Source organism: Devosia sp. (assembly GCF_028290435.1).
Taxonomy (GTDB): domain Bacteria; phylum Pseudomonadota; class Alphaproteobacteria; order Rhizobiales; family Devosiaceae; genus Devosia.
Genome location: NZ_JAQGJV010000062.1, coordinates 1 through 18881 on the forward strand (window position 1 = coordinate 1; position 18881 = coordinate 18881).

The 18881-nt window shown below is 62.9% G+C and carries 24 protein-coding genes and 1 pseudogene; 15 read left to right on the forward strand and 10 right to left on the reverse strand.

Going from position 1 to position 18881, the window contains the following annotated elements:
• From JWP26_RS13885 to ruvX, 5 genes are all read right to left on the reverse strand, one after another.
• Nucleotides 1-463, reverse strand: a 463-nt coding sequence (locus JWP26_RS13885; RefSeq protein WP_299728682.1) for a DNA-processing protein DprA, incomplete at its 3' end; no start/stop codon positions are given.
• Complete coding sequence (plsY, locus tag JWP26_RS13890; RefSeq protein ID WP_299728684.1) at nucleotides 460-1065, reverse strand: glycerol-3-phosphate 1-O-acyltransferase PlsY; 606 nt, start codon at nucleotides 1063-1065, stop codon at nucleotides 460-462. The genes plsY and JWP26_RS13885, both read right to left, overlap by 4 nt.
• Nucleotides 1062-2363, reverse strand: a complete 1302-nt coding sequence (pyrC, locus tag JWP26_RS13895) for a dihydroorotase (RefSeq protein ID WP_299728686.1) — start codon at nucleotides 2361-2363, stop codon at nucleotides 1062-1064. The genes plsY and pyrC overlap by 4 nt, the downstream gene beginning before the upstream one ends.
• Nucleotides 2360-3319, reverse strand: coding sequence for an aspartate carbamoyltransferase catalytic subunit (locus tag JWP26_RS13900; RefSeq protein WP_299728722.1), 960 nt, complete (start codon nucleotides 3317-3319; stop codon nucleotides 2360-2362). The genes pyrC and JWP26_RS13900 overlap by 4 nt, the downstream gene beginning before the upstream one ends.
• A 118-nt stretch (nucleotides 3320-3437) precedes the next feature.
• Entirely contained in the window at nucleotides 3438-3902 is a 465-nt protein-coding gene (gene ruvX, locus JWP26_RS13905; RefSeq protein ID WP_299728688.1) for a Holliday junction resolvase RuvX, read from the reverse strand.
• Nucleotides 3903-3972: 70 nt separating this feature from the next.
• Between ruvX and JWP26_RS13910 the strand changes: the two genes are divergently transcribed.
• From JWP26_RS13910 to JWP26_RS13945, 8 genes are all read left to right on the forward strand, one after another.
• Nucleotides 3973-4506: a hypothetical protein gene (locus JWP26_RS13910; RefSeq protein ID WP_299728690.1), complete on the forward strand. Its 534-nt coding sequence runs from the start codon at nucleotides 3973-3975 to the stop codon at nucleotides 4504-4506.
• A 95-nt stretch (nucleotides 4507-4601) separates the two neighbouring features.
• Nucleotides 4602-4889 (forward strand): Asp-tRNA(Asn)/Glu-tRNA(Gln) amidotransferase subunit GatC, encoded by a 288-nt coding sequence (gene gatC / locus JWP26_RS13915; RefSeq protein ID WP_299728692.1) that lies wholly within the window; start codon nucleotides 4602-4604, stop codon nucleotides 4887-4889.
• A 3-nt stretch (nucleotides 4890-4892) separates the two neighbouring features.
• Nucleotides 4893-5375: a GNAT family N-acetyltransferase gene (locus tag JWP26_RS13920; protein ID WP_299728694.1), complete on the forward strand. Its 483-nt coding sequence runs from the start codon at nucleotides 4893-4895 to the stop codon at nucleotides 5373-5375.
• Entirely contained in the window at nucleotides 5372-5863 is a 492-nt protein-coding gene (locus JWP26_RS13925) for a hypothetical protein (protein ID WP_299728695.1), read from the forward strand. The genes JWP26_RS13920 and JWP26_RS13925 overlap by 4 nt, the downstream gene beginning before the upstream one ends.
• Complete coding sequence (locus JWP26_RS13930) at nucleotides 5860-6318, forward strand: hypothetical protein (protein WP_299728696.1); 459 nt, start codon at nucleotides 5860-5862, stop codon at nucleotides 6316-6318. The genes JWP26_RS13925 and JWP26_RS13930 overlap by 4 nt, the downstream gene beginning before the upstream one ends.
• Nucleotides 6288-7799, forward strand: coding sequence for an Asp-tRNA(Asn)/Glu-tRNA(Gln) amidotransferase subunit GatA (gatA, locus tag JWP26_RS13935; RefSeq protein ID WP_299728725.1), 1512 nt, complete (start codon nucleotides 6288-6290; stop codon nucleotides 7797-7799). Before JWP26_RS13930 ends, gatA begins: the two co-directional genes overlap by 31 nt.
• The gene (locus JWP26_RS13940; protein ID WP_299728697.1) at nucleotides 7793-8554 is read left to right on the forward strand and encodes a pentapeptide repeat-containing protein; all 762 of its coding nucleotides are present in this window, start codon (nucleotides 7793-7795) and stop codon (nucleotides 8552-8554) included. Before gatA ends, JWP26_RS13940 begins: the two co-directional genes overlap by 7 nt.
• Before the next feature lie 136 nt (nucleotides 8555-8690).
• Nucleotides 8691-9008, forward strand: a complete 318-nt coding sequence (locus tag JWP26_RS13945) for a hypothetical protein (protein WP_299728699.1) — start codon at nucleotides 8691-8693, stop codon at nucleotides 9006-9008.
• Here JWP26_RS13945 and JWP26_RS13950 read toward each other — a convergent pair.
• Together JWP26_RS13950 and JWP26_RS13955 are read right to left on the reverse strand one after the other, a co-directional pair.
• Nucleotides 8995-9666 carry a DUF998 domain-containing protein gene (locus tag JWP26_RS13950; protein WP_299728701.1) on the reverse strand — a complete coding sequence of 224 codons (672 nt, stop codon included), beginning with the start codon at nucleotides 9664-9666 and terminating at the stop codon, nucleotides 8995-8997. The two genes, JWP26_RS13945 and JWP26_RS13950, sit on opposite strands and share 14 nt — an antisense overlap.
• A gap of 57 nt (nucleotides 9667-9723) precedes the next feature.
• Nucleotides 9724-9981, reverse strand: coding sequence for a YjhX family toxin (locus JWP26_RS13955; RefSeq protein ID WP_299728728.1), 258 nt, complete (start codon nucleotides 9979-9981; stop codon nucleotides 9724-9726).
• Between the two features lie 288 nt (nucleotides 9982-10269).
• Here JWP26_RS13955 and JWP26_RS13960 point away from each other — a divergent pair, with 288 nt between their 5' ends.
• The 4 genes from JWP26_RS13960 to JWP26_RS13975 all read left to right on the forward strand — a co-directional run bounded on the left by JWP26_RS13960 (nucleotide 10270) and on the right by JWP26_RS13975 (nucleotide 13158).
• Entirely contained in the window at nucleotides 10270-10584 is a 315-nt protein-coding gene (locus tag JWP26_RS13960; RefSeq protein WP_299728703.1) for a chorismate mutase, read from the forward strand.
• A gap of 12 nt (nucleotides 10585-10596) precedes the next feature.
• On the forward strand, nucleotides 10597-11109 hold the full coding sequence (locus JWP26_RS13965) for a GNAT family N-acetyltransferase (RefSeq protein ID WP_299728705.1): 513 nt from the start codon (nucleotides 10597-10599) through the stop codon (nucleotides 11107-11109).
• A gap of 184 nt (nucleotides 11110-11293) precedes the next feature.
• Complete coding sequence (gene gatB, locus JWP26_RS13970; RefSeq protein ID WP_299728707.1) at nucleotides 11294-12796, forward strand: Asp-tRNA(Asn)/Glu-tRNA(Gln) amidotransferase subunit GatB; 1503 nt, start codon at nucleotides 11294-11296, stop codon at nucleotides 12794-12796.
• Nucleotides 12793-13158: a hypothetical protein gene (locus JWP26_RS13975; RefSeq protein WP_299728709.1), complete on the forward strand. Its 366-nt coding sequence runs from the start codon at nucleotides 12793-12795 to the stop codon at nucleotides 13156-13158. The genes gatB and JWP26_RS13975 overlap by 4 nt, the downstream gene beginning before the upstream one ends.
• A 3-nt stretch (nucleotides 13159-13161) precedes the next feature.
• Here the strand turns inward: JWP26_RS13975 and JWP26_RS13980 are convergent, their stop codons facing one another.
• From JWP26_RS13980 to purM, 3 genes are all read right to left on the reverse strand, one after another.
• Entirely contained in the window at nucleotides 13162-14052 is an 891-nt protein-coding gene (locus JWP26_RS13980; protein WP_299728710.1) for a DMT family transporter, read from the reverse strand.
• 144 nt (nucleotides 14053-14196) lie between these two features.
• The gene (purN, locus tag JWP26_RS13985) at nucleotides 14197-14784 is read right to left on the reverse strand and encodes a phosphoribosylglycinamide formyltransferase (protein ID WP_299728712.1); all 588 of its coding nucleotides are present in this window, start codon (nucleotides 14782-14784) and stop codon (nucleotides 14197-14199) included.
• The gene (gene purM / locus JWP26_RS13990; RefSeq protein ID WP_299728714.1) at nucleotides 14781-15857 is read right to left on the reverse strand and encodes a phosphoribosylformylglycinamidine cyclo-ligase; all 1077 of its coding nucleotides are present in this window, start codon (nucleotides 15855-15857) and stop codon (nucleotides 14781-14783) included. The genes purN and purM overlap by 4 nt, the downstream gene beginning before the upstream one ends.
• Nucleotides 15858-15990: 133 nt before the next feature.
• On the opposite strand from purM, the gene JWP26_RS13995 reads away from it, so the two are divergent.
• From JWP26_RS13995 to JWP26_RS14005, 3 genes and pseudogenes are all read left to right on the forward strand, one after another.
• Nucleotides 15991-17082: an AI-2E family transporter gene (locus JWP26_RS13995; protein ID WP_299728716.1), complete on the forward strand. Its 1092-nt coding sequence runs from the start codon at nucleotides 15991-15993 to the stop codon at nucleotides 17080-17082.
• Nucleotides 17060-17815, forward strand: a complete 756-nt coding sequence (locus JWP26_RS14000; protein ID WP_299728719.1) for a hypothetical protein — start codon at nucleotides 17060-17062, stop codon at nucleotides 17813-17815. The genes JWP26_RS13995 and JWP26_RS14000 overlap by 23 nt, the downstream gene beginning before the upstream one ends.
• 1 nt (nucleotide 17816) lies before the next feature.
• Nucleotides 17817-18881, forward strand: a pseudogene (locus tag JWP26_RS14005) (RNA degradosome polyphosphate kinase); the annotation flags it as partial.

Sequence of the window (18881 nt, forward strand, 5' to 3'; positions counted from 1 at the left end):
CGCGGGCGAGGCCGGAGACAATTGTGTACCCACGCTCGCCGAGATCGAGCGCCAGCATGCGCGTCATCTTGATACCGGCGGAGGACGCGTTGCGCGCGCCGACCATGCCGACAGCGCGGGCCCAGTCGAGATTCTCGCCGCCGGCCATGGTGATCAGCGGCGGCGAGGCGGGGATATAGTTGAGCAGATCGGGGTATTCGGCTTCGCCAGTCGCCACGAGCTTGGCGCCGTAGCGTTCGAGGCCGGCTAGCTCGTCCTCGGCCTGCATCTGCGTGGTGATGCGCGGGGCCTTGCCGGTGCGCTTGAGCAGGCCGGGCAGGGCCTCGATGGCGGCCTCGGCCGAACCGAAGCGGTTCAGCAATTGGCGGAAAGTGACGGGGCCGACATTTTCAGTGCGGATCAGGCGAAGCCAGGCTGTGCGTTGCGAACGCGTCAGGACCAGGCCTGGCGCGACGAGGCTCACGCCGTGGGGGCTTTCTTCTCCGAGCCGATCTTGGGCTCGGTATTGTTGAGCAGGCGCGCGATATTGGCGCGGTGCTGGTAGAACAGCAGAATGGCCATCAGGGCGGCGGTGGCGGCCAGCCATTCGTTGACCACGACATAGGCAAAGATCGGGGCCGTCGCAGCGGCGGTCAGGGCGGCCAGCGAGCTCATCTTGCGGGCGAAGGCGATGACCAGCCAGACGGCGCAGAAGATCAGCCCCACGGGCCACGACAGGGCCAGCAGCGAGCCGATCATCACGGCAACGCCCTTGCCGCCCTTGAAATTGAGCCAGACCGGAAAGCAATGGCCGAGGAATGCGAAGATGGCGCAGAGGAGGGCGGCCTGCTCGCCCCAGAAATAGCGGGCGAAGAGCACCGGCAGCGCGGCCTTGCCGGCGTCGAGAACGAGCGTGGCCGCGGCGAGCCAACGATTGCCGGTGCGCAGCACATTGGTGGCGCCGATACTGCCGGAGCCGATGGAGCGGACATCGCCAAGGCCCGCGGCGCGGGTCAATAGCAGGCCGAAGGGCACCGAGCCGCAGAAATAGCCGAGGATGGCGGCGTAGAGAAAGTTGATGGTCACGGCGTCTCCTCGGCGAAGGTGTGGACGGTTTGGCCGCTCACAATGGTTCGCATCACCTTGCCAGCAAGTCGCGCGCCTTCAAAGGCGGTATTTCGCGAGCGCGAGTGGAAATCGCGTTCGGCGACCTGCCAGGGATAATCGAGATCGAACAGGATCAGATCGGCGGGTGCGCCCTTGGCGATGCGGCCGGAGGGCAGGCCGAGGATTTGCGCGGGGCGGAAGGTCATGGCGCGCAGCACGGTCATCAGATCGACATCGCGCGAATGGACGAGGCGCAGCGCGGCAGCGAGCAGGGTTTCGAGGCCAATGGCGCCGTCCGAGGCTTCGGCGAAGGGCATGCGCTTGACCTCGCTATCCTGCGGATCGTGATCGGAATGGATGGTGTCGATAACGCCGCTTCGCAGCCCCTCGATCATGGCTTGGCGGTCGTCTTCGGTGCGGAGCGGCGTTGCGAGCTTGAAGAAGGTGCGGTAGCGGCCGATGTCGTTTTCGTTGAGCGACAGGTTATTGATCGAGATGCCGCAGGTGATCTTCTTCGACCGGCGCTTGGCTTCGCGGACGAGGGAAGCCGAGTAAGCCGTCGAGATTTGCGCGGCGTGGTAGCGGGTGCCGGTCAGCACGGCCAGTTGCAGGTCGCGGGCAAGCGGGATGGTCTCGGCTTCCAGCGGAATGCCGCGTAGGCCCAGAATGGTGGCGAACAGGCCCTCGTTCATCACGCCGTCGCCGGTCAATTCGCGATCGGCGACGTGGTGGATGATCTGCATGTCGTAGTTGGCGGCGTAGCTGAAGGCGGTGCGCAGCAGCGAATTGGACTGGATCGAGCGACGGCCATCGGTGAGGCAAACGGCGCCGGCCTCCTTGAGCAGGCCGAACTCGGTGATCTCGGAGCCGTTGAGGCCTTTAGTGATCGCTCCGGCCGGCAGCACATTGACCTTGCTGGTGGCGCCCGCCCGGCGGATCAGGAAATCGATCAGCGCGCCATCGTCCACGACGGGCGTGGTGTCCGGCATCATGACGAAGCTGGTTACGCCACCCGCAGCGGCGGCCTCGCCCGCCGATTGCAGGGTTTCGCGGTATTCCTTGCCGGGCTCGCCAGTGAAGACGCGCATGTCGATCAGGCCGGGGGCGAGAATCAGCCCCTTGGCATTGATAACTTCTGCATCCTCGGGCACGCCGACTGGGCCGCCCTGAACGATATCGGCTATGACGCCCTTTTCGATCAGCACCGCGCCTTGATGATCGGTCATGGTGCCCGGATCGACGATGCGGGCATTTTCGATGAGGACGGGCCGGCTCATGACTGGTCTCCGGCCGGCAGCAGCGCATCGAGCACGGCCATGCGCACGGCGACGCCCATTTCGACCTGTTCGTTGATGACTGATTGCACACCATCGGCGATCGCCGGATCGATCTCGACGCCGCGGTTCATCGGGCCGGGATGCATGACGATGGCGTCGGGCTTGGCGAAGCCGAGCTTTTCGGCGTCGAGGCCGTAGAAGCGGTAGTATTCGCGCACCGAGGGGATCATGCGGCCGTTGGCGCGCTCATGCTGCAGGCGCAGCATCATGACCACATCGGCGCCGGCAAGGCCTTCGCGCATGTCGGTGAAGACTTCCGTGGCCAGCGATTCGATGCCGGCTGGGAGCAGGTTACGCGGGGCGATGACGCGGGTACGCACGTTGAGCGCGCCGAGCAGCAGCAGATTGGAGCGGACGACGCGGGAATTGGCGATATCGCCGCAGATGGCCACAGTCAGCCCGGAAATGCGGCCCTTGTGGCGGCGGATGGTGAGAGCATCGAGCAGGGCCTGGGTGGGATGCTCATGGGCGCCGTCGCCCGCATTGATGACGGCGCAGCCGACCTTCTGGCTCAGCAATTCCACCGCGCCGGCAGCCGAGTGACGGACGACGATGACGTCCGGCCGCATGGCGTTGAGGGTGCTGGCGGTATCGATCAGGGTTTCGCCCTTGGAGACCGAGGAGGTCTTGACCGACATGTTCATCACAAGCGCGCCGAGGCGCTTGCCGGCGATTTCGAACGAGCCCTGGGTGCGGGTCGAGGCTTCGAAGAACAGGTTGATCTGGGTTTTACCCGCCAGCGTCGGGAGCGTCTTGCGCTCCTGCCGGGACACCGGGACCATGCGCTCGGCGCGATCGAGCAGGTCGATGATCTCGTGCTGCTTGAGGTCTGCAATCGAGAGCAGATGGCGCTGATTGAATGGGGGAAAATCGCCGGAGGAGGCGGTCGAGGTCATCGAGGCTTTGCCTGGCGAAGCTTGGGCCATGCGCTCCCATCCGTATTGTTTGGTGGGGTTTACGGGAGGGGGGCGCGAGGGGCAAGGCGGTTGTGTGATTTTTCCGCAGCGAATGGCCTCAGCGCGGACGCAGCCGATCCAGTGCGCCCTGCAAAATGTAGCTCGCGGCCAGCTTATCCACGACCTCTGCGCGACGGTCGCGGCGCAGGTCCGCCTGGATCATCATGCGGGTCACCGCACTGGTGGACAACCGTTCGTCCCAGAAGGCGATGGGAAGGGTGATGCGCTGGGCGAGGCTGCGGGCGAAGGCGCGGGTGGATTGAACGCGGGGGCCTTCGGAGCCGTCCATGTTCAGCGGCAGACCAAGGATGACCGCAATGATGGCGTTTTGCGCGATGATCTCATCGAGCCGGATGGCGTCGGCGGTGAATTTGGTGCGCTTGATGGTTTCGAGCGGGGTCGCCGAATAGCGCATCCCATCGGAAATGGCGACGCCGATGGTCTTTGTGCCCAGGTCGAGCCCCATGATGCGGCCGCTCGCGGGGATATTGGCCAGCGGATTGGCGAATTCGTCGTCGGACATGAGGTCTCGGCTTTGTGTCGTTGGCTCCGTCCTATAGTTTGCGGGCAAATTTGGCGACTGGAATCGAAGCATGAAACTGACCTGGTTCGGCGGCACGACGATGCGGGTGCATATCGGCGGGGCGATGCTGGTGATCGATGCCGCGGGGGCGCCGGCGGGAATCGATCGGACGGAGCTGGTGTCGGGGGCGGATCGGCAGTTGTCGTTTGCTGATCTGGATGGGCTGGATGCTATCGATCCGGCGCGGTGGGCGCCGCGCAAGGTGCCAGCGCTGATCGATGAGAGCGACCTGCCGGCGGTGGCGGTGTACCGGGAGGGCGACACGGCGATCCTGTTGGATGCAGTGGGCGAGCAGCCCCTGCTGATCGTGACCGGCCAAATCGAACGCATGGGGCGTTGGGCGGCCAATGGGGTGGTTGTGGTCGCAGGGGCTTCGGAGGCGCTGCCGGGACTGGCGGCCAATGTACTGGAGCGGTTGGGGCCGAAGCTGATCGCGGTTGCTGGCCCTGAGGCGGCGGTGGACGCGGTGATTCTGCGGGTGAAGGACGAGCTGCATGGGACGGGATTGATGGCGCTGGAGCCAGGACTGGCGCTGGAAGTGTAGCAACCCGGCTAAAATCGCGATTATCGCAAAGATTGTTGCGATCTGGCGCGAGGCGTTGTTAAAAGCGCATCACTTCCCAAGCCTGGAGACAAGCCATGTCGGTCGACGCCGCAACCGTGAAGCGCATTGGGCGCCTGGCGCGCATTCGTATCGAAGACAACGAAGTGGCCACCTATCAGGACGAGCTCAATACGATCCTGGGGTTTGTCGAGCAGCTCAGCGAGGTCGATGTGACCGGTGTCGAGCCGATGACGTCGGTGACGCCGATGGTCCTGCGCCGGCGCGATGACGTGGTGACCGATGGCGGTTACCCGGAGCGGATCGTCGCCAATGCGCCGCTGAGCGAAGACAATTTCTTCATGGTGCCCAAGGTGATCGAGTAGATCATGGCCGTGACGGTCGCCATCGAGACGCCGTTGCAAGACGAGGTGCGCCGCCTAGTCGCGCAGTTGAACGAGCATTTGTTGCCGCTATCGCCTCTGGAATTCCAGTTCAAGATGACGGTGGAGCAGATGGCCGATGCGGCGACGACGGTGTTCGTAGCGCGCGACGCCGCCGGCGCGGCAATCGGTTGCGGGGCGCTCAAGCTGGCCGATGACGGGACCGCCGAGGTCAAGCGCATGTTCACCGATCCTGCGGTGCGCGGACAGCGGGTGGGCTCGGCGTTGCTGGCGGCGATCGTGGCGCAAGCGCGCGACAAGGGCGTGGTGCACCTGATGCTGGAGACCGGTGTTGGGCCGGGCTTCGACGGGGCCCATCGGCTTTATACCCGCAGCGGATTTACCCCGCGCGGCGCATTTTATGACTATCCCGATAGCGAATGGTCGGCATTCTTTGAAATGCCCCTCAACATGGAACAACCGGCGTGAAAAAATTTGGAATTGCGGCGGCGTTGATGCTGGTGAGCGTTGGGACTGCCATGGCCGACCAGTATGACGCGGTTTATGTGACCGACCCCGCCGTGTGCGAACGCGCCGGCGAGGCGGATATGGGACAAGTCCTGTTCGACCTGAAGGCCGCTGCGGTGTCGCCGCGCGTTGGCATCTGGATGGGCGAACTCGGCTGCAAGCTGGTCGATGTGCACATGAACGAGTCCAATTGGGGCGGCACCCAAGAGGTCTATGCGACGGCGCGTTGCGACGGACCATACCTGGCGTTCATCGACAATGTCGTGGTGACTTCGGACTCGGGCAATATCAACCTCGCCTGGGGCGATCAGGAAGGCACGCCGCCGGCAATGGTGGAAATCATTTCCATGAAACATGGCGATAGCACCGACGCCGAGCGCGATCCGGAAAGCTATGCGGGCGTCTATACAAAGTGCGACGCTCTCAAGCCGGCGGATTTCATCAAATGATGAAAGCGACAGCGAGCATGGTGCTGCTGGGCCTGCTGACGGTGTCTGTGGGGGCGCAGGAATTGAGCGTGGATAAGTCCAAGCTCTACGTCACCGATCCGGCGGCCTGCCAAAAGCTGCAGGATGTTGGCGTCGACGCCTTCAACGACACTGACTTTCTCGCGATGTCGTTGACCGACGGTATCCAGGGTATGGAATTTCACTGCAACTTCATGGATGTGAAGGGCAGTAAGGGCAGCAGCTTCCTGTTCGTTTCGGCGGTTTGCGAAGCGCCCGGCGAAGTCTATCCCGATACGCTATCGATCAGTCCCTATGACGAAACGAGCATTCAGGTGGTATCCAGCTACGACGCGATGATGGTCTCGTCGGGCAATGCCGAACCACCCGGGCCGACCACCAATCCCGGCGTTACCATGTATCACCGCTGCGACAATCTGAGCGAGTTACCCCGTTGACCGATCTGACCAAACTGAGCCTCGTTGAAGCCCGCAAGGGCCTTGCGGCAAAATCCTTCAGCTCAACCGAGCTGACCGGCGCTTATCTCAGCGCCATCGAGGCAGCCAATCCGGCGCTGAACGCCTATGTGGCAGTGACAGGCGAGCAGGCGCTGAGCATGGCCAAGGCCAGCGACGCCAAGCTCGCGCAGGGCGAGGGTGGGGCGCTGGAAGGCATTCCGCTGGGCATCAAGGACCTGTTCGGCACCAAGGGCGTGCACACGCAGGCGGCCAGCCACATTCTCGACGGCTTCAAGCCGGAATACGAATCCACCGTCACGAGCAATCTGTGGCGTGACGGCGCGGTCATGCTGGGCAAGCTCAACATGGACGAATTCGCCATGGGTTCGTCCAACGAGACCTCGTTTTATGGCCCGGTAATCAGCCCGTTCCGTGCCGAAAGCAGCAATGCCAACCTGGTTCCGGGTGGCTCGTCGGGCGGTTCGGCTGCGGCGGTTTCGGCTTGGCTCTGCGCCGCGGCGACGGCGACCGATACGGGCGGCTCGATCCGCCAGCCGGCGGCCTTCACCGGCACCGTCGGCATCAAGCCGACCTACGGGCGCTGCTCGCGTTGGGGCGTGGTGGCGTTTGCCTCTTCGCTGGATCAGGCGGGGCCGATCGCGCGCACAGTCGAAGACGCGGCCGTGATGATGACCTCGATGTCCGGGTTTGATCCCAAGGATTCGACCAGCGCGCAGTTGGCGGTGCCGGACTTTGCCGCCGCCGTCGAACGCGGGGTCAAAGGCCTCACCATTGGCGTACCGCGCGAATATCGCATGGACGGCATGCCTGCCGAAATCGAAAAGCTCTGGCAGCAGGGCCTCGACTGGCTCCGCGCCGAGGGCGCGACCGTCCGCGACATCTCGCTGCCGCACACGAAATATGCGCTGCCAGCCTATTATATCGTCGCGCCCGCCGAGGCTTCGTCGAACCTGGCGCGCTATGATGGCGTCAAGTATGGCCTGCGCGTGAGCGGCAAAGACATCACCGACATGTACGAGCTGACGCGGGCCGCCGGCTTCGGCCGCGAGGTCAAGCGTCGCATCATGATCGGCACATACGTGCTGTCTGCCGGTTATTTCGACGCCTATTACGTGCAGGCGCAGAAGGTGCGGACGCTCATCAAGAAGGACTTCGAGGATGCGTTCAACGCCGGGGTCGACGCGATCCTGACGCCGGCAACGCCATCGGCGGCTTTCGGCATTGGCGATGAGGCCATGGCTGCCGATCCGGTCAAGATGTACCTCAATGACGTGTTCACCGTGACCGTCAACATGGCGGGCCTGCCGGGCATTGCCGTGCCGGCGGGCAAGGACGGGCAGGGGCTCCCGCTGGGCCTGCAGCTCATCGGTAAACCGTTCGACGAGGAAACCCTGTTCGCAGCTGCACGCGTGATCGAGCGCAGCGCCAATATGGACTTTTCGCCAAAGCCCTGGTGGTGATACGCCAGGCGGCGTTCGACGACGCGGTTCGCGCCGGCGAGATTATCGAGGGCGAGGACCTGTTCGAGATCGACTGGCGCGACCTGCCGAGCGGGCAGGTGCGCCTGCGCAACTGTCAGCTGCGCGATGGCGCGCTGGCAGGAGCCGAGCTCAACGAGTCGGTGTTCGAGGATGTCACCTTCCTCAATTGCAAGTTCACCAAGGCCGACCTGGTCAATGTGAAATTCACCCGGTGCGTGCTGTTCGACAGCGACGCCCGCAAGGGTTGCGAGTTTGCCGACGCACAATTGCGCGGTGCCCACTTCATCGAGTGCAACCTGTCGCTGGCGCGGTTCGCGGGAGCCAATTTGCATGGGCTGACGCTGGAGCGCTGCAAGGCCTCCGGCGCCGATTTCGAGGATGCGAGCTTCGTGCGCAAGAGCGGACGCAATAGCGTGGCGGCGGGGCGGTTCATCGATAGCGCACTGGATTTTGCCAATTTTCGCGGCGTGGTGCTGGAGGATTGCGATTTTGCCGGCAGCAGCCTGCGGCAGGTGGATTTTTCGCGCACCAGCCTCAGCAAAACCGGGTTTCGCAAGGCCGACCTGTCGGCGGCGATCATCGACGAAGCGGACATGGACGGGGCCGACCTGCGTGATGCGGTCGTCAGCGGGCTCGATCTGACGCGGGCGCGCAATCATGCCGGCATCAAGGTCAGTGAGTCGCAGTTGAGTGCGCTAGTGGGGCCGTTCGGCCTGCGGGTGTTTCCCGACTGAAACGGGCCGGTAGCGCGGCGCGACGGGCGGCCCCCTTGATCGCAGAGGGTTTCCGCCTTATTTGGCGCCAATGCAGAAATTGAAACTGGTTGTGACGGCGCCGCGCGCGACGTCGGGGCCGACAAGGAAATCATCGATGGCCGCTGACATTTTCACGACACTCGATTGGTCCGAGCCGCCCAAGGATATGAGCAAGCCGTTGCAGGCGCTGTGGTGGCTCAAGAAGGGCAGCCTGCGCGTCGGTCCCGAATGGGAGCAGGCGCATAATATCGTGCAGGCGATGGAGGGCGTGCAGGCGTTCGACTGGGTGCATGCGCTGATGCACTGGATCGAGGCCGATATGGGCAATGCCGATTACTGGTATCGCCGCGCCGGCAAAAAGCGGGCGACACCGAGCGTGTCTTCAGAGTGGGAGCATATCGCGGCGGCGCTGAGCGAGGTCACGCGGCACTGACGCGTTGCTTTGACGACGGTTCCGTTCCGAACGCGCCGCGCAGGATCAACAGCGCCGCGATCATGTACCACAGCGTATGGGGCCAGGCAGCCAGGCGCTCGAGGACGCCGCGGCCAATGCCGAGGTCATAGCCGGCAAGGTAAAGCACAAAGCTGGACAGGGTCACGAGACCGGTGAGCAGGCAATAAAGCGCAAAGCGCGGTGACTGGCGCCGGAGCGCGATGGCCAGACATAAAAAGCCCAGGTCCGCGACCCCCAGCGCCAGCAGCGCGCCCGCCGCGTGCAGTGAAAAATACACATTGAGAGGAAACAGGCCGACGAGAATGCTCCCGTCGCCCCCGATGGCCAGCAGCCAGAGCCCGGCGGTGGCCAGCCAGCGGGGCGGCCAGGCCCGACTGGTCAGCCAGGCTCCCAGGACCACCATGATGCCATTGAGGATCATGCCGGCATTGAACACCACGCTGAGCGGTGAACACACATAGGCTATGCCGCCGGGCGCCTCGTTGACATACTGGCCGCAGGTGGTGACGCCGAGCAGGCTGATGTCGTTCGTGACCATCGAGTATTGTGGCCACGCGGCCTGGGCAATGGCCTGAGCGAGCGGAAAGATCACGGTGAGTAGCCAGCAGATAGCGCCCAGCCGGATTGATCGGGTCATGGTTTGTCCTGAGGGGAGACTAGGGCTGCCCCGGCTCTCGCCAGGACAGCCGGCGAGTCACCGGTTGTTGTATTCACTCCTTACCAGTTCAAGGCCGCGCCGGGTTATCCGATAGGGCTGGCCTCCAGACGATTTGATCGCCTTCCTGGCCTTGAGCTTCTTGAACAGGGCCAAGTTGCAGTTGCTCATCAACCAGCCTTCGCGGTTGAAAAACTCCAAACCGGTGATCTTGCCATTTTCGGTCTTGAGCAGCGCAATGCGGCCGCCCTGCGCCAGCGCGTGCAGCACGCGCTGTTCGTCTCGAGAGATATCCATGTTGAGTGTCGGCCCGAAAAGCGGGCGGCCTGAAACCTGGCCCGCGAACAAACGGAGACGCTCGCCGGCATAACGCTCGGCGGCCTCTGGTTCATTCATGCCCCGTCGCGCAGTGGGACGGGCTCTAGCGGGTCTCAGACTTGGTAGACATGAAGGCAGAACCTTGTTTGCCGGAACGGTATAGCGCTGGCAGAGGCCGGTTTCCAGATTGACGAACGGCGGCGGTTGAATTCGGGGCCAAGCCGGTGCAAACCAGCAACAACCGAATTCTGTGAACTGGATGCCGCCGTGACCGCTCTGAAGCAGCCCGCCCAATGTGAAACCAAAGAGGACGTCCGCGCCGAAATCGATCGGGTGGACCAGGCGCTGTTGGCGCTGTTCGCCGAGCGGCACCAATACGTGACGCGGATGGCCGAGATAAAGACCGACCCGCACGAGGCCCGCGACCCCGTGCGGATCGAGGCGATCATCGAGAAATTGCGGACCCGCAGTTTGGCTCTTGATCTCGACGAGGATCAGGCCGAACTTATCTGGCGGACCCTGATCGATTGGAATATCAATTACGAGAAGGGCATCATCGCGGCGCGCCGCCGCGCCGAATAGGGAGAAGCGCCCATGGCCGGCATCCTCATCCGCAAAGCCGAGAGCGAAGATGCCCGCCGGCTGGCCGATATCGCCTATCGCGCCTGGGAAAGCAGCATTCTGCCGCTGCTGACAGAGCGACCCGGCATGCGCGAGGCTGAGCAGCGGCGGCTGGCGCAAGTGGTGTCGGAGACGCTGGGGCGCATTTCGGTGGCCGAAGTCGATGGCGTCGTCGTCGCCTGGTGTTCGCGGGCGGCCAAGCGGGCCTATATTCCGTTCCTGTTTGTGATGCCCGAACTGCAGGGCAATGGGCTGGGCAGCATGCTGCTGCGGCGCGTCGAGACCATCCTCGAGCTGGAAGGCGCCGATCGAGTGCAGCTCGAAACGCCGGCCGACAATGTGCTGGCGGTGCGGTTCTACGAAAAGCAGGGCTATCGAATCCTTGCGATGCGCCCGGACGGGCGCGCTGCCCATGAAGCCTTCATGAGCGTGCGGCTGGAAAAGGTGCTGAGCCCGTTTGTCGGCGTGATCGACGACGAGGATTGAGGGCAGGCCCTCTCCACATTCTCCGTTCTCCCCGCGGACTTGTCTCTCTTAACGCCGCGGATCAAGTCCGCGGGAAGGACGGTGGAGGAGATTGTGCCCTCTGGTCCGGCGAGTTTCCGTTGCATCTAGCGCCGCCAATAAGTAAGCACTTACCTACATTTTGCCTTCCCGCCAGGACGACCAATTGACCCTTATCGATACGCGCACGCCCAATCCGAAAAGCTTCATCGCCGGTTCGACCGGTGACTGGGAAATCGTCATCGGCATGGAAGTGCATGCGCAGGTGACCAGCGAGAGCAAGCTGTTCTCGGGCTCCTCGACGCTGTTCGGCAATCCGCCCAATTCCAACGTCTCGTTCGTGGACGCAGCCATGCCCGGCATGCTGCCGGTCATCAACGAGGAATGCGTGCGCCAAGCCGTACGCACCGGGCTGGGCCTCAAGGCGCAGATCAACAAGCGCAGCGTGTTCGACCGCAAGAATTACTTCTATCCCGATCTGCCGCAGGGCTATCAGATCTCCCAGTTCAAGGACCCCATTGTCGGCGAGGGCAAGGTTTTCCTCGACATGGGCGAGGACGGCGAAATCGAGATCGGCATCGAGCGGCTGCACCTGGAGCAGGACGCCGGCAAGTCGATCCATGACCAGCATCCGAACATGAGCTTCGTCGACCTGAACCGAAGCGGTGTGGCGCTGATGGAAATCGTCAGCAAGCCCGATCTGCGCTCCTCCGAGGAGGCCAAGACCTACCTCTCCAAGCTGCGCACGATTCTGCGCTACCTGGGCACCTGTGACGGCAATATGGAGCAGGGCTCCATGCGCGCCGACGTCAACGTGTCGGTGCGGCGGCCGGGTGGCGAATTCGGCACGCGTTGCGAAATCAAGAACGTGAACTCGGTGCGTTTTGCCGGGCAGGCGATCGAATACGAAGCGCGCCGGCAGATCGATATTCTCGAAGACGGCGGCAGCATCGACCAGGAGACGCGGCTGTTCGATCCCAAGCTGGGTGAGACGCGCTCGATGCGCTCCAAGGAAGAAGCGCACGATTACCGCTATTTCCCCGATCCAGACCTGTTGCCGCTTGAATTCGACCAGGCATTTATCGACGCGCTGGCGGCCAAGCTGCCCGAATTGCCAGACGAAAAGCAGGCCCGGTTCATCGCCGACTACGGCGTTTCGGTCTATGACGCGATGGTGTTGACGCTGGACCGCGAAGCTGCCGATTTCTACGAGACCACGGTCAAGTTCGGTGGCAAGGCGCGCGACGGCAAGCAGGTGGTCAACCTCATCATGGGCGACCTCTCGGCTTATGCAAACACCCAGCAGGTGTCGTTTGCCGAAACCCATGTGACGCCGAGCCAGATCGCCGGCATTGCCGACCTGATCGCCGATGGCACCATCTCGACCAAGATTGCCAAGGATGTCTTCGCCCTGATCCTGACCGAGGAAAAGACGGCCGATCCGGCCGAGCTGATCGAACGGCGCGGCCTCAAGCAGGTCACTGACCTTGGCGCTATCGAAGCGATCATCGACGAGATTATTGCCGCCAATCCGGATCAGGTGGCCAAGGTGCTCGCCAAGCCGACGATGATCGGCTGGTTCGTCGGCCAGGCCATGAAGGCCTCTGGCGGCAAGGCCAATCCGCAGGCGCTGAACGAGCTGATGAAGAAAAAGCTGGGACTGGAATGATGCTTTTCGACCGGGAAGCTGCTGACGTCACCTTAAACAAAATAGCCATAGACTTTGGTGGCAGGTTCCATCCAAAGGGCGGTTTTTTAGCTGATGGCACGTGCGATTACGACAGCTACGTTTCCCTCGCAGCCGATGGCCAGCATAGCGTGTCGATTGCCATTCGAAACCCAAAGACCGCCGATGCCTATTTTGCGATTAAGAGAAAATCTGCAGGAAGGAACATCGTTGAGGATCGACTTCCTCTCGCGGATCAGGCTGCGGCCCTGCAGTATTTTGTGGCAGCACTGGCAATCGCGAGACTGACTTCGGGCGCCAAAACTTTTGGCATGATTAAACACGACGCCGCTATCACCGCATAGGAGCTAGGCGGTTGCGCGACGTCCGATCTTGAGGACGCGGCCGTCGAGCAGCAGCAGTCCCAGGAAAATCACCGCCATCCCGATCATGTGAACCGTCTCGAAACGCTCGTGCAGCACCAGCACGCCGAGCAGGATCGCTGAGATCGGGGTGATGAAGGTATTGATCGAGAAGTTGGTGGCGCCGACACGGGGCAGCATGCGGTACATCAGCAGGAACGCGAAGCTGCTGGACAGCAGGCCAATGCCCAGCAGCGCACCCCAGGTCTCGATGCGGGTGATCACGGGAATGCCCTCGAAAATGAAGCCGAATGGCACCGAGACGATTGCCGCCGCCGTCAGCGAGCAGGCGGCGATGGTGGTGGGGTCGACACTGCGCAGGCGTCGCGCATAGTTCAGGGTGAAGGCGTAGCACAGCGTTGCCAGCAGGCACGCGCCGATAGCCCAGAGCTGGTTGGACGAGCCGCCGCTGAGCGAGGGCGAGGCCAGGATCGCGGCGCCGACGAAGCCGACCAGCACGCCCATGGATTTGTTGATGGTGGCCTTCTCGCCGCCGCGCCAGAAGTGCGAAACGACCACGGTCATCAGCGGCGTCAGTGCGTTAATAACGCCGACAAGGCCGCTGGGGAGATCCTGTTCGGCCAGGGGGAATAGCGCGAAGGGGATGGCGTAGTTGAGTACGCCCAGGATCAGGAATTGCAGGTAAAGCACAGGTTCGCGCGGCAAGCTGCGGCGCGTGGCGACGAAGTAGGCCCAGCACCCGAGGGCGCCAACGGTGACGCGTAGGGCGGAGACCCAGATCGGACCGAGTTCGCGGATCAGGATTGCGTTGAACAGGAACGAGCAGCCCCAAATGGCGCCGATAAGAATGATGAGCAGCCAGTCGCGCAATGTCATGCCGATTCCCCCGGTAAAATCGGAACCTAGGCCGAAGGAGAACAAAGGTCGAACCGATTTTGACGATGGCTGGGATTAATATGGGTGATGGGATTGGCCTCGCTTGAGCCACAGCCAACGCGAACCGATGGGCCATTTGGCGACCTAAGGCGCGGAAATCTCCCCGGAAGCCAACATCCGCAGCGCCTGCGGATAAAGGCGATGTTCCGCGATCAGGGTGCGCGCGGCCAAGGTTTCCGCATTGTCGCCGGGCAGGATGGGCACCTTTGCCTGTAGAATTACGGGGCCCTCGTCCATTCCGTGGGTGACGAAATGCACGGAACAGCCGTGTTCGGTGGCGCCAGCGTCAAGCGCCTGCTGATGTGGGTGAAGGCCCTTGTAAAGTGGTAGGAGGGACGGGTGGATGTTGATCATCCGGCCGGCCCAATGGTCGATGAAGTCGTCGCCCAAAATGCGCATGAAGCCGGCAAAGCAGACAATGTCGACGTCCCAGCTTTCGAGTGTCTGGGTCATGACGTCTTCCAGCATGTCACGGCTGGGGAACTTGCTCTGTGCAAGCGAAGCAATGGCGATGCCATGAGCTGCCGCAATTGCCAGGCCGGGGGCGGCAGCGCGATTGGAGAGTACCCCAACAATCTCGGCCGGATAGTCCGATGCGTTGGCGGCTTCGATCAGCGCCTGCATATTGGAGCCGCGCCCCGAGATCAGGATGCCGACGCGTTTGCGGCTCACAGCGACAATGCGCCCTGGAAGGTGACCGGCTCGCCGGTGCGGGCGGTGAGTTGGCCGACCACGGCAGCGGTTTCGCCGGCGTCGGTGAGCTGTTCAACCAGTCTGGCGGCATCGTCAGGCGCCACGGCGACCAGCATGCCGACGCCGCAATTGAAGGTGCGCAGCATTTCGCGCTCGCTCATGCCGCCGACCTTGGACAGCCAGCTGAAGACGCGCGGCACGGTCACGGCGGCCAGATCGACATGGGCGGCAAGGTGATCGGGCAGCACGCGCGGAATGTTGTCGATAAAGCCGCCGCCGGTAATATGCGCCAGGGCCTTGATCGCAATACCGGCTTTGAGCGCGGCGAGCAGGGGTTTTACATAAATGCGGGTCGGCGTCAGCAGCGCTTCGGAGAGCGACTGCCCGGGCGCGAAGGGCGCATCGGCGGTCCAGGCGAGGCCAGATAGCTCCACAATCTTGCGGACCAGCGAATAGCCGTTGGAATGCACGCCCGAGGACGCGATGGCGACCAGAACATCGCCCTCGGCGATATCGGCGCGCGGCAGCAGCGTGCCGCGTTCGGCCGCGCCGACCGCGAAGCCGGCCAAGTCATAGTCGTTGCCGTGATACATGCCCGGCATTTCGGCGGTTTCGCCGCCGATCAGGGCGCAACCGGCGATGCGGCAGCCTTCCGCAATGCCCGTAACAATGGCCGTGGCCTGGGCGACGTCGAGCTTGCCGGTGGCCAAGTAATCGAGAAAGAACAGCGGCTCGGCGCCCTGCACGATGATGTCGTTGACGCACATCGCCACCAGGTCCTGCCCGATGGTGGAATGGTTGCCGGTCTCGATGGCAATCTTGAGCTTGGTGCCGACACCGTCATTGGCGGCCACCAGCACCGGATCGGTGAAGCCGGCGGCCTTGAGGTCGAACAGGCCGCCAAAGCCGCCGATTTCGCCGTCGGCGCCGGGGCGGCGCGTGGAACGAACCGCGGGTTTGATCGCTTCTACCAGGGCGTTACCGGCGTCGATGTCGACGCCTGCCTGCTTGTATGACAGTCCGTTTGGTGGCAGGTTTTGCGGGTCGGACATGGGCCTCAATGCCAAATTGGGGAAACCGGGCGCAACAGCGCGGATAAAAGCTCAAGCGGTTGAACTTTGCCGCGCTGGCCGCTACGAGGCCTGATAGCTTCTCCACTGAACCGAAGCAAGGGTTGCCCGCCGCATGACACTGCGAAATCAAGTCCTGGTCTGGATTGGCCTCCTGGTTGCCCTGGTGCTGATGCTGTGGGTGTTCCGCGCCATCCTGCTGCCGTTTATCGTCGGCGCCGCTTTGGCCTACCTGCTCAATCCGCTGGTGAACCAGTTGCAGAAGTGGCGCATCAACCGCGCCTGGGCCACCACTATCGTGTTGCTGAGCGTGATCACCATTGTGGTCAGCATCTTCATCATGTTCGTGCCGCTGATCGGCCAGCAGATCATCGGCCTGATCCAGCGCCTGCCGCAATATGTGAGCGATCTGCAGGCCCTGTTTGCGCGCTGGTCGCCTGAAATCAATGCATGGCTTGGGCCCGAACGCGCTGCCCAGCTGCAGGCGAGCATCAACGATCTGGCGCGGCAGGCGCTCGGCTTCATCGCCACCTTGCCGGGTGAACTGGTCAATATCGGCCTTACCGGCGCCGCCGTCATTGGCTTCACCGTGCTGACGCCCGTGGTGGCGTTCTACCTGCTGCTGGATTGGGAAGGCATGGTTCACGGTATCGAAGGGCTGCTGCCGAAGGAGCATAAAAGCGAGATCGACACCATTCTCAAGGACATCGACAAGTCCATGGCCGGCGTGATCCGCGGGCAGGGCGGCGTGCTGCTGATCGATGCGGCATTCTACGCCACGGCCCTGAGCTTGATCGGCCTGAACTTCGGCCTCGTTGTCGGGCTCATTGCGGGCCTGATGAGCTTTATCCCCTTTGTCGGCTTCGTCCTGGGTTTCGGGCTGTCGGTCGGCATCGCCATCGTCCAGTTTTCCGGCGACCTGCTGATGGTCGGCATTGTCGCCGGCGTGTTCCTGTTCTGGCAGTTCATCGAGGGCAATATTCTGTATCCGAAGCTCGTGGGCTCCTCGATCAACATCAACCCGGTCTGGATGATGTTCGCTTTGCTCGCCCTGGGCGCGGTATTTGGCTTTGTGGGCCTGTTGCTGGCGGTGCCGATGGCTGCCATTGCCTCGGTGCTGGTGCGCTATGGTGTGCGCAAGTACAAGGAAAGCACGCTCTATCTCGGTTCGAGTGGTGGCACCGGTGGCGACCCTGGGCCGGTTTGACACAGAGCCGGAAAACGAGGTTTCCGGACAACTTCCGCTCGAGCTTGGGCATGTGCCGGCGCATGGCGAAGGCGATTTCCTGGTCGGGGAGGGTAATGAGCTGGCCTATGGCCGTGTCCAGGCCTTTCCCCGTTGGGGCGATCCGCTGACGCTGGTGCTGGGCCCGGCCAAATCGGGCAAGTCGCATCTGGCGCGGATTTTTGCCGACCGCAGCGGGGCCCATTTCGCCGAGGCGCACGAGCTCGAACGGCTGGCGCGCGATGGCGGGCAGCAACCCCTGGTGATCGAGGATGTCGACCGGGCCGGCTATGACGAGGCTGGGCTGTTCCATCTGCTCAACCAGGCGATGCGCGACAACCGCGCGATCCTGATGACGGCGCGGGAAGATGTTGCGCAATGGCCGCTGGCGACCGATGATGTGCGCTCGCGAGTGCGTCGGGCGACGGCGTTCAGCATGGCGATGAGCGATGACATCCAATTGTCACAGATGTTCGTGAAATTGTTCGGGGACCGGCAGATCGCCGTGGATCCGAAGATCATCGCTTATCTGGTTGCGCGCATGGAGCGCTCCACGGAGGAAGCGGTGATTCTGGTGGATTTGATGGACCGGCTGGCGCTGGCCAAGGGAAGCGCCATTACCCGCAGCATTGCCGCCGATGCGCTCGATCGCCGCCGCGTGGCCCTTGGCGCGGGCCAACATGAACATGACCGGGACGAGCAAGACGATGAATGAGATGAGCGAATTCACCGAGACCGACGTCAGCGTGCCCGATATCGAGGAGCTGCGCAAAAGCCCGGCCCGCTTCGTCAATCGCGAGGTCAGCTGGCTGCAGTTCAACATGCGGGTGCTGGAAGAAGCGGCCAATGTGCATCACCCGCTGCTGGAGCGGCTCCGGTTCGTGTCGATTTCGGCCAATAATCTCGATGAATTCTTCATGGTGCGCGTGGCGGGCCTCAAGGGCCAGACCCGCGCCGGTCTATCCAAGCAGAGCGCCGACGGGCTGACGCCAACCGAGCAGCTCGAGGAAATCGGTACTCTGGCGCAGCATCTGCAACTGGAGCAGCAGGACCACTGGCAGACGGTGCGCGAAGAATTGTTCGCGCAGAACGTGGTGATCCACGAAGCCAATGACCTGACGCCGGACCAGGTCAATTACCTCAGCAAGCTGTTTCGCGAGGAAATCTTCCCCGTGCTGACCCCGATCGCGGTCGATCCGGCGCATCCGTTTCCGTTCATCCCGAACCTGGGGTTCTCGCTGGCATTCGAGCTGGTGCGGCCCAATAGCTCGGCGTCGCTGACGGCGCTGGTGCGCGTCCCGGCCAATCTCGACCGGTTCATCACGCTGCCGTCGAGCTTGGTGCTTGAGGGCCGGGTGGAGGTTGTCACCATCGAGACGCTGATCAACCTATTCTTCCACAAGATGTTTCCGGGCTACGAGGTTGCGGGATCGGGCGCCTTTCGCGTTATCCGCGACAGCGAAATCGAAATCGACGACGAAGCCGCGGACCTCGTGGTGGAGTTCGAATCCGCCTTGCGCCAGCGCCGCCGTGGGCAGGTGATCCGGCTGGAGATCGAAAAATCCATGCCGCGCGCGTTGCGCCGGCAGATCAGCGAGCGGTTGCACGCGAGCCAAGAGGATACGTTCGAGGTCGAGGGTTTTCTCGGGCTAGCCGATGCCAGCAAGATTTGCGACATCGACCGGCCGGACCTGAAATTTCCGCCTTATATCCCGCGCGTTCCCGAGCGGGTGCGCGACTACCACGGCGATATCTTCGCGGCGGTGCGGCAGAAGGATTTG

Excerpts from the sequence above, each read along its gene's own strand:
- gatC (WP_299728692.1), top strand. The coding sequence starts at position 4,602 with ATGTCGGTCGACGCCGCAACCGTGAAGCGCATTGGGCGCCTGGCGCGC.
- JWP26_RS13910 (WP_299728690.1), top strand. The coding sequence starts at position 3,973 with ATGAAACTGACCTGGTTCGGCGGCACGACGATGCGGGTGCATATCGGC.
- JWP26_RS13965 (WP_299728705.1), top strand. The coding sequence starts at position 10,597 with ATGGCCGGCATCCTCATCCGCAAAGCCGAGAGCGAAGATGCCCGCCGG.
- JWP26_RS13980 (WP_299728710.1), bottom strand. The coding sequence starts at position 14,052 with ATGACATTGCGCGACTGGCTGCTCATCATTCTTATCGGCGCCATTTGG.
- ruvX (WP_299728688.1), bottom strand. The coding sequence starts at position 3,902 with ATGTCCGACGACGAATTCGCCAATCCGCTGGCCAATATCCCCGCGAGC.
- JWP26_RS13945 (WP_299728699.1), top strand. The coding sequence starts at position 8,691 with ATGGCCGCTGACATTTTCACGACACTCGATTGGTCCGAGCCGCCCAAG.
- JWP26_RS13900 (WP_299728722.1), bottom strand. The coding sequence starts at position 3,319 with ATGACCTCGACCGCCTCCTCCGGCGATTTTCCCCCATTCAATCAGCGC.
- pyrC (WP_299728686.1), bottom strand. The coding sequence starts at position 2,363 with ATGAGCCGGCCCGTCCTCATCGAAAATGCCCGCATCGTCGATCCGGGC.
- JWP26_RS13930 (WP_299728696.1), top strand. The coding sequence starts at position 5,860 with ATGATGAAAGCGACAGCGAGCATGGTGCTGCTGGGCCTGCTGACGGTG.
- purM (WP_299728714.1), bottom strand. The coding sequence starts at position 15,857 with ATGTCCGACCCGCAAAACCTGCCACCAAACGGACTGTCATACAAGCAG.
- JWP26_RS13955 (WP_299728728.1), bottom strand. The coding sequence starts at position 9,981 with ATGGATATCTCTCGAGACGAACAGCGCGTGCTGCACGCGCTGGCGCAG.
- JWP26_RS13950 (WP_299728701.1), bottom strand. The coding sequence starts at position 9,666 with ATGACCCGATCAATCCGGCTGGGCGCTATCTGCTGGCTACTCACCGTG.
- JWP26_RS13995 (WP_299728716.1), top strand. The coding sequence starts at position 15,991 with ATGACACTGCGAAATCAAGTCCTGGTCTGGATTGGCCTCCTGGTTGCC.
- JWP26_RS13920 (WP_299728694.1), top strand. The coding sequence starts at position 4,893 with ATGGCCGTGACGGTCGCCATCGAGACGCCGTTGCAAGACGAGGTGCGC.
- JWP26_RS13975 (WP_299728709.1), top strand. The coding sequence starts at position 12,793 with ATGATGCTTTTCGACCGGGAAGCTGCTGACGTCACCTTAAACAAAATA.